This window comes from uncultured Pseudokineococcus sp., assembly GCF_947499845.1.
Taxonomy (GTDB): domain Bacteria; phylum Actinomycetota; class Actinomycetes; order Actinomycetales; family Quadrisphaeraceae; genus Pseudokineococcus.
In genome coordinates this window covers 26,878-41,392 of the sequence record NZ_CANMPM010000022.1, presented here as the reverse complement: position 1 = coordinate 41,392, position 14,515 = coordinate 26,878, and the positions used below count along the sequence as shown (strand labels likewise).

At 77.0% G+C, this 14,515-nt stretch carries 11 protein-coding genes; 6 read left to right on the top strand and 5 right to left on the bottom strand.

Going from position 1 to position 14,515, the window contains the following annotated elements; all coding sequences use genetic code 11:
• Nucleotides 1-190 precede the first annotated feature (190 nt).
• The gene (locus Q0789_RS15070) at nucleotides 191-1,279 is read right to left on the bottom strand and encodes an alkaline phosphatase family protein (protein WP_298806650.1); all 1,089 of its coding nucleotides are present in this window, start codon (nucleotides 1,277-1,279) and stop codon (nucleotides 191-193) included.
• Nucleotides 1,280-1,362: 83 nt separating this feature from the next.
• On the bottom strand, nucleotides 1,363-1,959 hold the full coding sequence (locus tag Q0789_RS15065; RefSeq protein ID WP_366917752.1) for a DUF5998 family protein: 597 nt from the start codon (nucleotides 1,957-1,959) through the stop codon (nucleotides 1,363-1,365).
• A gap of 160 nt (nucleotides 1,960-2,119) precedes the next feature.
• On the opposite strand from Q0789_RS15065, the gene Q0789_RS15060 reads away from it, so the two are divergent.
• Entirely contained in the window at nucleotides 2,120-3,094 is a 975-nt protein-coding gene (locus Q0789_RS15060) for an FkbM family methyltransferase (protein ID WP_298806644.1), read from the top strand.
• Between the two features lie 42 nt (nucleotides 3,095-3,136).
• Here the strand turns inward: Q0789_RS15060 and Q0789_RS15055 are convergent, their stop codons facing one another.
• Nucleotides 3,137-5,836 (bottom strand): GNAT family N-acetyltransferase, encoded by a 2,700-nt coding sequence (locus tag Q0789_RS15055; RefSeq protein WP_298806642.1) that lies wholly within the window; start codon nucleotides 5,834-5,836, stop codon nucleotides 3,137-3,139.
• Between the two features lie 76 nt (nucleotides 5,837-5,912).
• On the opposite strand from Q0789_RS15055, the gene Q0789_RS15050 reads away from it, so the two are divergent.
• Both Q0789_RS15050 and Q0789_RS15045 read left to right on the top strand, forming a co-directional pair.
• On the top strand, nucleotides 5,913-6,551 hold the full coding sequence (locus tag Q0789_RS15050; protein ID WP_298806641.1) for a nitroreductase family protein: 639 nt from the start codon (nucleotides 5,913-5,915) through the stop codon (nucleotides 6,549-6,551).
• Nucleotides 6,552-6,644: 93 nt separating this feature from the next.
• Nucleotides 6,645-9,173 (top strand): DNA topoisomerase IV subunit A, encoded by a 2,529-nt coding sequence (locus tag Q0789_RS15045; protein WP_298806639.1) that lies wholly within the window; start codon nucleotides 6,645-6,647, stop codon nucleotides 9,171-9,173.
• Between the two features lie 84 nt (nucleotides 9,174-9,257).
• Here Q0789_RS15045 and Q0789_RS15040 read toward each other — a convergent pair whose 3' ends face one another.
• On the bottom strand, nucleotides 9,258-10,697 hold the full coding sequence (locus Q0789_RS15040; RefSeq protein WP_298806637.1) for an APC family permease: 1,440 nt from the start codon (nucleotides 10,695-10,697) through the stop codon (nucleotides 9,258-9,260).
• An 83-nt stretch (nucleotides 10,698-10,780) separates the two neighbouring features.
• Nucleotides 10,781-12,913, bottom strand: a complete 2,133-nt coding sequence (locus tag Q0789_RS15035) for a DNA topoisomerase IV subunit B (RefSeq protein ID WP_366917751.1) — start codon at nucleotides 12,911-12,913, stop codon at nucleotides 10,781-10,783.
• 275 nt (nucleotides 12,914-13,188) lie between these two features.
• On the opposite strand from Q0789_RS15035, the gene Q0789_RS15030 reads away from it, so the two are divergent.
• From Q0789_RS15030 to Q0789_RS15020, 3 genes are all read left to right on the top strand, one after another.
• On the top strand, nucleotides 13,189-13,389 hold the full coding sequence (locus Q0789_RS15030; RefSeq protein ID WP_171203702.1) for a hypothetical protein: 201 nt from the start codon (nucleotides 13,189-13,191) through the stop codon (nucleotides 13,387-13,389).
• Between the two features lie 128 nt (nucleotides 13,390-13,517).
• Complete coding sequence (locus Q0789_RS15025; RefSeq protein WP_298806630.1) at nucleotides 13,518-14,024, top strand: DUF456 domain-containing protein; 507 nt, start codon at nucleotides 13,518-13,520, stop codon at nucleotides 14,022-14,024.
• On the top strand, nucleotides 14,021-14,446 hold the full coding sequence (locus Q0789_RS15020) for a hypothetical protein (RefSeq protein WP_298806628.1): 426 nt from the start codon (nucleotides 14,021-14,023) through the stop codon (nucleotides 14,444-14,446). Before Q0789_RS15025 ends, Q0789_RS15020 begins: the two co-directional genes overlap by 4 nt.
• The last annotated feature ends 69 nt before the right edge of the window (nucleotides 14,447-14,515 follow it).

Genomic DNA, 14,515 nt, shown 5'->3' with positions numbered 1-14,515 from the left:
ACGACGACGCCCACCCACCCCGACGGCACCGACCACGGCGGCTGGGGCGAAGGCCCACCACCCTTCTGAGCTCCTCCAGGCAGACGGGCGCGCGTCGTCCCGCAGTCAACGGGGCAGCTGAGCGACGAGGTGGGACGACGGCCGCGTCGTGCGCCGTCGCCAGTGAGCAGACGGCTTGCAGTGCGGCTCCTCAGTCGGCGCGCGGGCCGGCGACGAGGAGCGGCACGTGCGTCTCGTCGTCCGTCCGCCCGCCGTGCATCCCCACCAGGCCCTTGAGCTGGGGGCGCTGGGTCCGCGAGTCGTGCACCGAGGTGCCCGGCGCGCAGGAGACGACGACGTCGCCGATGCGCGGGAGGACGTGCGGGGCGACGGGGCCGAACCAGCCGGCGGCGACGGCCTCGTCACGGGCGAGCACCTGGGCGTCCGGGCCGAGCCTCTCGCGCCAGCGGGCGAGGACGGCGTCCGCCTCACCGGGCGCGCAGTAGAGCATCGGTGCCCGGGGCTCCCCGCCCGACAGCGGGACCCCGTAGGCGAGGTCGGCGTCCTCGGCGAGGTCGAGGCGGGCGCCGAGGGGGACGTCGACCATCCCGTGGTCGGCCGTGACGAGGAGCAGCGCGTCGGCGGGGAGGCGGCGCGCGAGCTGGCGCACCGCGAGGTCGACCTCCGCGAGCTCGCGCTCCCACGCCTCGCTGCGCCACCCGGACTCGTGGCCGGTCTTGTCGAGGTCGCCCCAGTAGACGTAGACGAGCGCCCGAGGGGCGCTGCGGACCGCGGAGGCCGCGGCGTCCACCCGGTCCTGCAGGGAGCGGGCGGCCACGTAGCGCGGTCCCCGCAGGGCCGCCTCGGTGAGGCCGCTGCCCGCGAAGTGCGGCGGACCCACCTGCACGCACGCGACGCCGGCCCCGCCGAGGTGCTCGAAGACCGTCGGCGCGGGCTGCCACGCCCGCGGGTCGACGGCCGGGTCCCAGGCGAGCTCGTTGAGCAGGACCCCGCGGTCGGGGTCGAGCACCTCGTAGCCGACGAGGCCGTGCGCCCCGGGCAGCAGCCCCGTCCCGAAGGAGCCCATCGACGTCGCCGTCGTGGAGGGGTGCCCGGCGCTCAGGACGTGCGCCCCGCCGGACCGCAGCTCCCCGAGCCACCCGGCGGAGCGGCCGGCGGCCTGCAGGAGCCGGTCCCCGAGGCCGTCCACGAGGAGGACGCAGACGCGGGGGGCCTCGGGCAGCTCGACCGGCAGCGGACGCAGAGGAGCGCCCAGCGCCGCGGCCGCGGCCGGCAGCACGTCCGCGAGGGCACCGGCCGTGGACGGCCGGACGGCGCCGCCCGCTCCCGACGGCTCGGGCCGGCCGCTCCCCCGGCCCCCGTTCACGCCGGTCCCGGGCCGGGCCCCGTGGACGTGGCGGCCGAGAGGGCGGCGGCGAAGCGCAGGGCCCGGGCGACGGCGTCGGCGCCGTCGGCGGCGGCGCTGACGCGCAGGACGACGTCGTCGCTCGACAGCGAGCCGCTGTAGCCGTGGTCGGCGTCGCACTGCGGGTCGGCGCACGAGGCGGGCTCGAGGTCCAGGCGCTGCACGGAGCCCCACCCGATCGTCACCGTGAGCTCGGCGGCGGGGTCGCCCGCCCGGTAGAGGTCGGGCCGCTGGACCACGTGGGACAGGAGCACCGAGCGCACCTGCTGCAGCGGCACGGCCTCCGTCGACGCCGCGGCGGCGTGCGCGCGCGGGGACCCCGAGCCCTCGGCGACGAGGTCGGTGCCGTCGTCGGCGTGGGCGACGACGAGGCGGGAAGGGGTCAGCACGACCACCGTGACGTGGCGGCGGACCTCCTCGCCGTCGAAGGTCGTCTCCTGGTGCACGAGGTGGGCGCGCGCCTCCTCGCCGCCGAGGGCGACCGCCACGACGTCGGCGACGAGCGCGGGGTAGTAGCCCGCGTGCTCCACCGCACGCCGCAGGTCGGGCGCCAGCGCGTCGCCGGGCGCCGGGGAGGACCGGCGACCGGCGGGGGTGCGGCCGGAGGAGCCGGAGGAGCGGGGCGGGCGCGACGGGGGCACGGCCCGCATCGTGCCACCCGCCGCCGACGCTCCCGCGCCCCGCGCCGGGGCGGCCACGGCTACCGTCGCGCGCGTGGACGACGACGCGGTCGTGACGGCGGGACCTGCGGCGCGCAGCGCCCGGCGCCGCTCCTGGTACGGCACCAAGAAGCACGTGAAGCGCGCCGCCTCGGCGCCGCTCGTCGCCCCGGTGCTGCACGCCGTCGTCGAGCGTCGCAGCGGGACGGCCGCGGCGAGCCGGCTCCCCGCCCCGGCGACGGTGCGGCGCGTGCGGGGCCGCGTCGCCGGCCACGAGTTCACCATGCTGTCCCCCGCCCGGTGCGTCGTCGCCAAGGAGCTCCACTGGGGCGGGGGCCGGCGCCCGGGCGCGGCCGACCAGCTCGCCCTCGAGGTCTTCGCCCGCCTCGTCCCCGGTGCGCGCACGGTCCTCGACGTCGGCGCCTACACCGGGGTCTTCTCCCTCGTGGCGGCCCTCGCCGAGCCCTCCGCGCGCGTGCACGCCTTCGAGCTCGTGCCCGCGAACGCCGTCGCCCTGCTCGACAACCTGCTGGCCAACGACCTCCTGCCGCACGTCGAGGTCCACCTCGCCGGGGTCGGCCGGGACGGAGGGACCCTGCGCGTCCCCTCGGGCCGCGGCGGCTCAGCGCTGCCGGACTTCCTCTCGACCGGCGAGGAGGTCGCGGACGGCGTCCTCGTGCCGACGACGTCGCTCGACGCCCTGCTCGACCGGACGCCCGGCGGGACGGGTCCCACGGTGGCCAAGATCGACGTCGAGGGCGCCGAGGGAGAGGTCCTGCGCTCGGGCCGCCGCCTGCTGGAGGCCTCGCGCCCCGACCTGCTGCTCGAGCTGCTGCCCGCCGCCGACGTCCCGGCGGTCGAGGCCGCGCTCGCCGGACTGGGCCACCGGGCCCTGCTCGTCACCGACGACGCGCTCGTCGAGCACGACCGGCCCCACGCCGACCCCGTGCACCGGGACTGGCTGCTGACGACGAGGACGCCCGAGGAGCTCCGGCGCCTCGGCGTCCCGGTCCGCGCCCTCGGCACCTGATCGCCGCGGGCTCGCTCCCGCAGCGCGCCTCGGGGGCCCGCGTCAGCGCAGGACGCGCCGCGAGCCCGTGTCCGTGCGCCTCCGCGCCGCGCGCTCGAGGCGCACGCGGGCGAGCAGCACGCTGAGGCCCTGCGGGGAGACCACCACCGGGCTGAGGACCACCTCGGCGAGCTCGGGGAGGTCGTCGGCCAGGACGCTGACGCGCGCCAGCAGGTCCTCGAGCGCCGCGACGTCGAGCCGCGGGCTGCCGCGGTAGCCGAAGAGGCGCGGCGCCGCGCGGACCCCGCGGACGAGGTCCGCCACGTCCCCCGTCGTCAGCGGCGGGATGCGGTGGGCCACGTCGCCGAGCAGCTCGGAGGCGTCCCCCGCCAGCCCGAAGGACACGACGGGGCCGAAGAGCTCGTCCTCCATCGTGCTCACCGTCACGGCCGAGCCGGGCGGCGCCATCGCCTGCACGAGGACCGGCCGCCCCTCGACGCCCGGCTGGGACGTCAGGGCCGCCCAGTCGGCCCGCAGCTCGGCCGGGCTCGCGATGTCGGTGCGCATGCCGCCGAGGTCGCGGCGGCGGCGCAGCTCGCGGTCGGCGAAGCGCAGCGCCAGCGGGTACCCGACGTCGTCGGCGGCCGCGAGCGCCTCCTCGACGTCGACGACGACCCGCGAGGGCTGCAGCGCGATGCCGTAGCAGGCGAGCAGCCGCCCGGCCGCCGCGGGGCCCAGCTCGAGGGCCACGCGCCCGTCGTCGTCGGCGGGCAGGCCGGCGAGGGCGTCCTCCACCACGGCGCGGGCGGCGTCGGCGTCGACGCCCTCGGGGGCCACGCGGGGTCCCGGGTCGCGCTGCCGCCACTGGGCGTAGCGCACGGCGGAGACGAGCGCGCGCACCGCGTCCTCGGGGCTCGGGTAGGCGGGCACGACCCGCGGCCGCCCGTCGGCTCCCGGCGCCGAGAGCGCCTCCTCCACCCCGTGCATGCCGAGGAAGCAGGCGACCGTCGTGCGGTCGGAGGCCGCGGCGGTGCGGGCGAGCGCCCGGGCCACACCCGTGTCGACGACGCCGAGCGGCGGGGCGAAGCAGGCGACGACGGCGTCGACGCCCGGGCGGGCGAAGACCTCCTCGACGGCCCGGGCGCACTCGTCGGCGTCGGCCTCGGGGTGGACGGACAGGGGCGGCTCCGGGACCTCGAGGCCCCAGCTCTCCAGCGCTCCGGCCGCGAGCGCCCCCAGCGCCGCCGAGTTGCCCACCACCGCCACCCGCTGCCCCTCGGGCAGCGGCTGGGCGACGAGCAGCTGGGCCGTGTCGAAGAGCTGGTGGATCGTCTCCACCCGGATGACGCCGGCCTGGCGGAGCATCGCGTCGAGGGCCGCGGCGGGGGCGCGGCTGGTGCGCACCGCGTGGCCGGGGGGCGCGCCGCCCGTCGTGCCGGACTTCACGACGACGACGGGCTTGGAGCGCGCGAGCCGCCGGGCGACGCGCGAGAACTTGCGCGGGTTGCCGACGCTCTCGAGGTAGAGCCCCACGACGCGGGTGCGCGGGTCCTCCTCCCAGAACTGCATGAGGTCGTTGCCCGAGACGTCGGCCCGGTTGCCCGCCGACACGAAGCTGGAGACGCCGAGGCCCCGCCGCGCAGCGGAGGACAGGACGGCGACGCCGAGGGCGCCGGACTGGCTGAAGAGGCCGAGCGCGCCCTCCGGCGGGAGGTCGGGCGCCAGGGAGGCGTTGAGCCGCAGGTCCGGTGCGGTGCTGATGAGCCCGAAGGAGTTCGGGCCGACGACGCGCATGCCGTTGGCGCGGGCGAGCCGCACGAGCGCGCGCTGGCGCTCCAGGCCCGCCGGCCCGGTCTCCGCGAACCCGCTGGAGACGACGACGACGCCGCGGGCGCTGACCCGGGCCGCGTCGCGGACGACCTCGAGCACGGACTCCGCCGGCACGGCCACGACGACGAGGTCCACCGGCTCGGGCAGGACCTGCAGGCTCGCCGAGGCGCGGACGCCGTCCACCTCGACGGCCTCCGGGTGCACGGCGTGCAGGCGCCCGGTGTAGCCGCCGCGGACGAGGTCCTGCAGCAGGACGCCCCCGACGGAGCCGGGGCGCGGGCTGGCGCCCACGACGGCGACCGACCGGGGCGTCAGGAGCGCCTCGAGGCTGCTCGCCTCGGCGCGGTGCTCGCGCGCCGACGTCACCGCGAGCGACCGCTCGGTCGGGTCGATGTCGAAGCCGAGGGTCACGACGCCGTCGTCGTAGGCGTGGGTGACCTCGTACCCGGCGTCCCGGAAGACGCTCGTCATGCGCCGGTTCTGCGGGAGGACCTCGGCGACGAACCGGTGCACGCCCCGCTCCCGCGCCGCCGCGGCGAGGTGCTCGAGGAGCACGGAGCCGAGGCCCCGCCCCTGGTGGGCGTCGGCGATGTTGAACGCCACCTCCGCGGTGGCCCGCCCGCCGTCGCCCTCGTCCAGGCGGTCGAAGCGCCCGATGCCGACGATGTCGTCGCCGATGGTGGCGACGAGGGCCACGCGGTCCACGTGGTCGACGCGGGTGAAGCGCCGCAGGTCCCGCTCCGACAGGCGCGGCATCGCGGAGAAGAAGCGCAGGTAGACCGACTCGGGCGACTGCGCCACGTGGAAGCGCTGCAGCGCCTCCGCGTCCGCCGGGGTGATGGGCCGCAGGTGGGCGGTGCCCCCGTCGCGCAGGAGGACGTCGGCCTCCCAGTGGCGCGGGTAGCCCGGCGCCTCCTCCACGGCCTCGTCCACGACGACCGAGCGTACCGACGGGAATCGACACCGACCGGGGACGGCACCGACCGGGCGCAGCGAGGAGACTCCGCGGGTGCACGTGCCCGACGCCGTCCGCGCCCGCCGGGCCCAGCGGTCCTTCGACCCCGCGGCGCCCGTCCCGCGGGCGGTCCTGCACGACCTCGTGGACCTGGCCTCCCGGGCGCCGAGCGCCGGCGCCTCCCAGGGCTGGGACTTCCTCGCGCTCAGCCGGTCCCGCGACGTCGCCCGGTACTGGGAGGTGACGACCGAGGCCGGGCGGGCGCCCGACCGCTGGCTGCGGGGGCTGCGCACCGCCCCGGCCCTCGTCGTCGCCTGGAGCCGCGAGGAGGCCTACCGCGAGCGGTACGCGCTGGCGGACAAGGCCTCCGGTGACCACGCCCCCGTCGACCTCGCCGCCCGCTGGCCCGTGCCGTACTGGCACGTGGACACGGGCATGGCCGTGGCGCTGCTCCTGCTCGGTGCCGAGGACGCCGGCCTGGGCGCCTGCCCCTTCGGCGTGCCGACCGCGCGCGTCGACGCCGTCCGCGCGGCCTTCGGCGTCCCGCCCGACCGCACGCCCGTCATGGCGGTGGCGCTGGGGACGCCGGCCCCGCACCCCGACGGCCCACCCCCGGACGGGCCGCGGCCCTCGCGGCGGCGACCCCTCGAGGACGTCGCCCACGACGGGCGGTTCGGGACGCCGCTGCGCTGAGCCTCGGCGACCGGGCTCAGCGCAGCGGCGTCCCGGGCGGCCCCCGGGCCGCGCCTCACCCGACCGTCGCGCCGCGTCCGTGAAGATGGGGCCATGGCCCGCCGCACCTCCGCCCCCGCCGGCCCGCCCCCGGGCGAGGGCCGCGTCGTCGACATCGACGTCGCGGCCGAGATGGAGGGGTCGTTCCTCGAGTACGCCTACTCCGTCATCTACGCCCGCGCGCTGCCGGACGCGCGCGACGGCCTCAAGCCGGTCCAGCGCCGCATCCTCTACGCGATGTCCGACATGGGCCTGCGGCCCGAGCGGGCGCACGTCAAGTGCAGCCGCGTCGTCGGCGAGGTCATGGGCAAGCTCCACCCCCACGGCGACACCGCCATCTACGACGCGCTCGTCCGCATGGCCCAGCCCTTCAGCCTGCGGCTGCCCCTCGTCGACGGGCACGGCAACTTCGGCTCCCTCGACGACGGCCCGGCGGCGGCGCGGTACACCGAGGCCCGCATGGCGGCCGCCGCCTCGCTCATGGTGGCCGACCTCGACGAGGAGGTCGTCGACCTCGTCCCCAACTACGACGGCTCGCTGCAGCAGCCCGGCGTGCTGCCGTCGGCGCTGCCCAACCTGCTCGTCAACGGCGCCAGCGGCATCGCCGTCGGCATGGCGACGAACATGCCGCCCCACAACCTCGTCGAGGTCGTCGCCGCGGCCCGCCACCTCATCGAGCACCCGGGCGCGACGCTCGAGGACCTGCTCCGCTTCGTGCCCGGGCCGGACCTGCCCTCGGGCGGGCGGATCATCGGCCTGGAGGGCGTGCGCGAGGCCTACGCGACGGGCCGGGGCACCTTCCGGACCCGGGCCACCACGCGCGTCGAGCAGACCACCCCGCGCCGCCGGGGGATCGTCGTCACCGAGCTGCCCTACGGCGTCGGCCCGGAGCGCGTCGTCGAGAAGATCGCCGACGCCGTGAAGTCCCGCAAGCTGCAGGGCGTCTCGGACGTCCAGGACCTCACGGACCGCGAGAGCGGGCTGCGCCTCGTCGTCGAGGTGAAGTCCGGCTTCGACCCCGACGCCGTCCTCGAGCAGCTCTACCGCCTGACGCCGATGGAGGACTCCTTCGGCGTCAACAACGTCTGCCTCGTCGAGGGCCAGCCCCGCACCCTGGGGCTGCGGGACCTGCTGTCCGTCTACGTCGACCACCGGCTCGACGTCGTGCGCCGCCGCAGCCGGTACCGGCTGCAGCGGGCGACCGAGCGCCTGCACCTCGTCGAGGGCCTGCTCGTCGCCGTCGCCGACATCGACGAGGTCATCGCCGTCATCCGCTCCAGCGACGACGCCGCGGCCGCCCGCTCGCGCCTCATGGCCGTCTTCGAGCTGAGCCAGGCCCAGGCCGACCACATCCTCGAGCTGCAGCTGCGCCGCCTCACGCGCTTCTCCACGCTCGAGCTGCAGACGCGCCGCGACGAGCTGCGCGCGGCGATCGACGAGCTCGAGACGATCCTCGGCGACGAGGCGCGGCTGCGCGGCGTCGTCTCCGACGAGCTGGCGGAGGTGGCCCGCGAGCACGGGACGCCGCGGCGCACCGTCCTCCTCGAGGCGTCCGGCGCCGCCGCTCCCGCCGCCCGCGGAGCCCGGGGCAAGGGCCCCGCCACGCCGCTCGAGGTCCCCGACGACCCGTGCTGGCTGCTGCTGTCGGCCACGGGCCTGCTCGCCCGGACCTCCGGCGCCGGCGACGGGGCCGGCGCCGGAGGGGCGCCGCCGCCCGAGCCCGCCGGCCTGCCGGGGGCCGACCGCTCGGCCCACGACGTCGTCGTCGCCGCCGTGGCGACCACCGCCCGCGGCGAGGTCGGCGCGGTCACGAGCCGCGGCCGCGTGCTGCGCCTGCCCGTCGTCGACGTGCCCGCCCTCCCGCCGACCGCGGGCCCGCCGTCGCTCGCCGGCGGCGCGCCCCTCGTCGACTTCGCCACCGCCCTCGAGCGCGGCGAGCGGGTCGTCGGCCTCGCCCGGCTCGACGTGCCCGAGGGCGCCGGCGGGCTGGCCCTCGCCACGGCCGGCGGCGTCGTCAAGCGCGTCGCCCCCGGCGAGGCCCCGGCCCGCGAGGACTTCCCCGTCGTCGCCCTCAAGGACGGCGACGAGGTCGTCGGCGCGCTCGACCTGCCCGACGACGACCGGGACCTCGTGCTCGTCACCAGCGACGCCCAGCTGCTCCGCTTCCCGGCCGCGTCCGTCCGGCCGCAGGGCCGCGCCGCCGGTGGCGTCGCGGGCGTGCGCCTCGCGCCCGGCGCCCGGGTGCTGCACCTCGGGGCCGTGGCGCAGGGCGCCGAGGACGCCGCGGCCGTGGTGACGGTGGCCGGCTCGGCGGGCGCCCTGCCCGGCACGCAGGCGGGCACGGCGAAGGTGACGCCCTTCGCGGAGTACCCCGCCAAGGGCCGCGCGACCGGCGGCGTCCGCTGCCACCGCTTCCTGCGGGGCGAGGACGCGCTGCTCGTCGCCTTCGTCGGCGCCGGGCCGGTGGCCGCGGGCGCCGCGACCGGGGCGGCCGTGCCGCTGCCGGCGGAGCAGGGGCGCCGCGACAGCTCCGGGACCCCGCTGCCCCAGGCCGTCGTCGGCGTCGCCGGCCGGGTCGGCTGAGGCGGGTCCGCCGGACGTCGTCCCCGTCCTCCGCCCCGAGTCCGGTGGCCTCGTCCGGCCCCGGTCGCCGGGCTCCCCGGTCGCTCAGTCGCCCGGTCGGCGGGGCCCGGCGTCCTCGCCGGGTCCGCGCTTGAGCAGCGCGGGGTCGCGCGCCAGCGTGGCGGTGCCGTAGCGGCGCTTGTTGAAGGCGGCGGCCACGACCCAGAGGAGCACGCCGAGGGCCAGCAGCACCCCCGCGGTGCGGTACTGGGCCGGGTCCCGCTCGACGAGCGGGCTGGCCAGGAAGGCGCAGGCCAGCGCCCCGAGCACGGGGAGCGCCGTGGGGGTGCGGAAGTGCCGGTGCGACACGGGCTCCTTGCGCAGCACGAGCACCGCGACGTTCACGACGGCGAAGACGCAGAGGAGCAGCAGGGCCGTGGTCCCGCCGAGGGCGGGCACGCGGCCGACCACGGTGATGAGGGCCACGGCCATGCCGGTGGTCACGAGGATCGCGACCCAGGGGGAGCGGAGCCCGGCGTGCACGCGGCCGAAGACGGCCGGGATGACGGCCTGGCGCGACATGCCGTACATGAGGCGCGAGGCCATGAGCATGTTGATGAGGGCCGAGTTGGCGACCGCGAACATCGTGACGAAGGCGAAGATCCCGAGCGGGAAGCCGGGGGCGCCGGCCTGGACCACCTGCAGGAGGGGGGTGTCGCCCTCGCCGAGCTGCTCGACGGGCACGAGGGCGACCGCCGAGATGGAGACGAGCACGTAGATGAGGCCCGTGACCGCCAAGCCGATCAGCATGACGCGCGGGAAGATCCTCACCGGGTCGCGGGTCTCCTCGGCCATGTTGACCGAGTCCTCGAAGCCGACCATGGCGAAGAAGGCCAGCGCCGTGGCGGTGGTGACCGACCCGAAGACGCCGCCCGAGCCCGTCTCGAACTCCGTCACCCGCGAGAGGTCGCCCTCGCCGCCACCGAGGGCGACGGCGCCCACGGCGATGATGAAGAGCAGCCCCGTCAGCTCCACGAGGGTCAGGACGACGTTCGCCTTGACGCTCTCGCCCACGCCGCGGAAGTTCACGGCCGCGACCAGGAGGATGAAGGCGAGCGCCACGACGGTGACGCCGACGCCCTCGCCCAACGACAGGGAGAAGCCCTCGGCGAAGTTCGCCGCGAAGGCCCGCGCCGCCGTCGAGGCCGAGGTGATGCCGGACGCCATGACGGTGAAGGCGACGACGAAGGTGAGGAAGTGCACGCCGAAGGCCTTGTGCGTGTACAGGGCCGCCCCGGCCGCCTGGGGGAACTTCGTGACGAGCTCGAGGTAGCTCGCCGCCGTGAGCATGGCCACGAGGAAGGCGACGAGGAAGGGCGCCCACGCAGCCCCTCCGACCTCCGCCGCGACCTGGCCCGTGAGGGCGTAGACCCCCGTGCCGAGCACGTCCCCGACGATGAAGAGCAGGAGGAGGCCGGGGCCCATGACCCGGCGGAGCTGGCCGTCGCCGTCCTGCCTGCTCGCTGCCGCCCCGTGCGCCGTCATGCGCCGGGATCGTCCTCGCTGCCGGCTCCCCTGCCTAGCCCCCGCGCCGTGGTCGGGGCGTCGTGGCTCGGGGGCCGCCCGGCTCAGGCGTCGATGCGCTCGCGGTCCAGGTCGGCGGCGCCCTCGACGATGAAGTCGCGCCGCGGCGCGACCTCCCCGCCCATGAGCAGCTCGAAGACCCGCTCGGCCGCGGCGGCGTCCTCGATGCGCACCCGCCGCAGGGTGCGCCGGGTCGGGTCCATCGTCGTCTCCGCCAGCTGGTCGGCGTCCATCTCGCCGAGGCCCTTGTAGCGCTGGATGCCCGGCTTCCAGCGGCGCCCCTTCTTCTCGAGGTCGCGCAGCAGGCTCGCCAGCTCGGCCTCGGAGTAGGTGTAGACGATCTCCGCCGGGCGGCGGCCGGCGCCGAGGACCTCCACCCGGTGCAGCGGCGGGACGGCGGCGAAGACGCGGCCCGCCTCCACGAGGGGGCGCATGTAGCGGAAGAACAGCGTGAGCAGCAGCGTGCGGATGTGGGCGCCGTCGACGTCGGCGTCGGTCATGACGATGACCCGCCCGTAGCGCGCCGCCTCGAGGTCGAAGGAGCGCCCCGACCCGGCCCCGATGACCTGCAGGATGGCCGCGCACTCGGCGTTGCCGAGCATGTCGGCCAGCGACGCCTTCTGGACGTTGAGGATCTTGCCGCGGATGGGCAGCAGCGCCTGGTACTCGCTCTGCCGGGCGCGCATCCCCGTGCCGAGGGCGCTGTCGCCCTCGACGATGAAGAGCTCGGTGCGGTCGGCGTCGCTGCTGCGGCAGTCCTTGAGCTTGGGCGGCAGCGACGAGCTCTCGAGGGCGCTCTTGCGCCGCTGGGTCTCCCGGTGCATCCGCGCGCTGATGCGCGACTTCATCTCCGAGACGACCTTCTCGAGCACGGCCGCCGACTGCGCCTTCTCCTCGCGGCGCGTCGACGCCAGCCGGGCCGTGAGCTCCTTCTCCACCGTGCGGGCCACGATGCCGCGGACCGCCGACGTGCCGAGCACCTCCTTCGTCTGCCCCTCGAACTGCGGCTCGGCGAGGCGGACGGTGAGCACCGCCGTGAGGCCCGCCATGACGTCGTCGCGCTCGAGCTTGTCGCCTCCGGGCTTGCCGGAGAAGCTCACCTTGAGCTTGCGGGCGTTCTCCTCGATGGCCTTGCGCAGCACCTTCTGCAGCGCCGCCTCGAAGCCCGCGAGGTGGGTGCCGCCCTTGGGGGTGGCGATGATGTTGACGAAGCTGCGGACCGTCGTGTCGTAGCCGGTCCCCCACCGGAGCGCGACGTCGACGACGCACTCGCGCTCGACCTCGGTGGGCTCCAGGTGCCCCATGGCGTCGAGGACGGGCACCGTCTCGGTGAAGCGGCCGCTGCCCTGCAGCCGCCACACGTCGCTGACCGGCGGGTCGGTGGCGAGGTGGTCGGCGAACTCGGTGATGCCGCCGTCGAAGCGGAACTCCTCGACCCTCGGCTCCCCGCCCTCGCCGCGGCGGCCCTCCCGCTCGTCGACGAGGACGAGGTGCAGGCCCGGCACGAGGAACGCCGTCTGCCGGGCGCGGGCCACGAGCTCGTCGTAGGCGAAGGCGGCGTCGGGCAGGAAGACCTGCGGGTCGGCCCAGTAGCGGATGCGCGTGCCGCTGGCGCCCCTGCGGGTGCGCCCGCGCACCGCGAGCTCGGAGGAGTCGGTGAAGGGCGCGAACGGCGAGGAGGCGCTCGGGGCGCCGCCGGCGTCGTCGAAGACGCCGGGCTCACCGCGCCGGAAGCTCATCGCGTGCGTGCGGCCGCCGCGGTCCACCTCGACGTCGAGGCGGGCGGACAGCGCGTTGACGACCGACGCGCCGACCCCGTGGAGGCCGCCGGAGGCCGCGTACGAGCCCCCGCCGAACTTCCCGCCCGCGTGCAGCTTCGTGAAGACGACCTCGACCCCGGACAGGCCCGTCTTCGGCTCGGCGTCGACGGGGATGCCGCGGCCGTCGTCGCGGACCTCGACGGACCCGTCGGCGTGCAGGACGACGTCGATGCGCGTGGCGTGGCCACCCAGGGCCTCGTCGACGGCGTTGTCGATGACCTCCCACAGGCAGTGCATGAGGCCGCGCGCGTCGGTGGAGCCGATGTACATGCCCGGTCGCTTGCGCACGGCCTCGAGGCCCTCGAGGACCGACAGGTGCCGTGCGGTGTACGCGTCGTCGCGGTCCCCCGCGCGCACGACGCGCTCGGTCGACCGGCGGGGCGCGGCCGGTCGGGCGGGCGCGGACGTCTGCTGTGCCACGCGACCAGGCTAGACGGCGCCCCCGACGGCGCGGTGGAGCCGAGCCGGTCGCCGGCTGGTCCGGACGGGTGAGGGGGCTGGCGCCCGGGGGGCGTCGCGGTGTTCCTCCGTCAGCGAACGGCCCCGTCCGACCGATGGGGGAACGGCAGGCCGTGGTTCGATGTTGGAGTCGGTGAACCACGGAACGACCGAGAGCCCCTGGGAAGGACGACGTGACCGCCACCCTCGCGACAGAGCACCTCACCGCGGCCGACCGCTGCGACCGGTGCGGAGCCCAGGCCTACCTGCTCGTCCGGATGCCCTCCGGCGGCGAGCTGTACTTCTGCAACCACCACGGGCGCGAGCACGAAGGGCGCCTCCGCGAGTCGGGGGCCGACATCGTCGACGAGTCCTCGCGCCTCGCGGGCTCCTGAGCCCTCGACCCACCTCTGACCCCCGCGCGACCCTGACCTCGTGGCGCTCCGACGGCCGCCGTCCCCGACCGGGACGGCGGCCGTCGTGCGTCCGGTGACGGGTCGCGGCGGCGCTCCCGGGCGGCGCCGTGGGTGAGGTGCTCGACGGCTTCGCGAGCACGGTGACCGTCCTCGCCGGCGTCGGCGTCGTGCTCGGCGTCCTCGGGACGGTCGTGCCCGTGCTCCCCGGCGGCCTGCTCGTCGCGGCGTCGGTGCTCGTCTGGGCGCTCGTCACGGGCGGCGCCGCGTGGTGGGTCCTCGTCGGCGTCGTCGTCGTGCTGGCGGCGGGCCAGCTGCTCGAGTACCTCACCGCCGGCGTCTCGCTCAAGCGGGCGGGCGTGCCCAACCGCTCCCTGGTCATCGGGGGGCTGGCGGGCGTCGTCGGCTTCTTCGTCGTCCCCGTGCTCGGGCTCGTCCTCGGCTTCCTCGGCGGCCTCTACCTCGCCGAGCGGCACCGCCAGCCCGACGCCGCGACGGCGTGGCGCAGCACGAGGACGGGGCTGCGGGCCGCCGGCGTCGCCCTGCTCATCGAGCTGGCGGCCGTCCTCGTGTCGGCCGTCCTGTGGTTCACGGCCGTGCTGTGGTGGCTCCCGTGAGCGACGACGGCGCCCCCGACGACGGCCCCTCCCCCGGCCCCCCGGCGCCCGGGCCTGCGACGCACCCGGCCCTCCTCGAGGCGCGCGCCCGCGTCGTCCACGACCTGTCCGCCGCCGGCCTCGGCTCGGCCGCGCACGTGGACGTCGTCGACGCCTGCGTCCGCGAGCGGCGCTGGTGGCTCGACGCGTGGCCGGGCGGCGCCGAGCACGTCGCCGGCCAGGTGGCCCAGGACGTGCAGGAAGCCCTCCGGGACGGCTCGGGCCTGGCGTGGCCGCCGTGCCCCTTCCCCCACGCGGGCGACGACGTGCAGCCGCACGTCCTCCACGTGCTGCCCGACCTCGGCCCCGACCCGCACTGGGTCTGCGAGGAGAGCGGCACCGCCGCCGCGCCGCTCGGCGCGCTGGGCGCGGGCACCTCCTAGCGGAGCGGCCCGTCGAACCGCCCACGGACGACGACGGCCCCGTCGCTCCTCGCGGAGCGACGGGGCCGT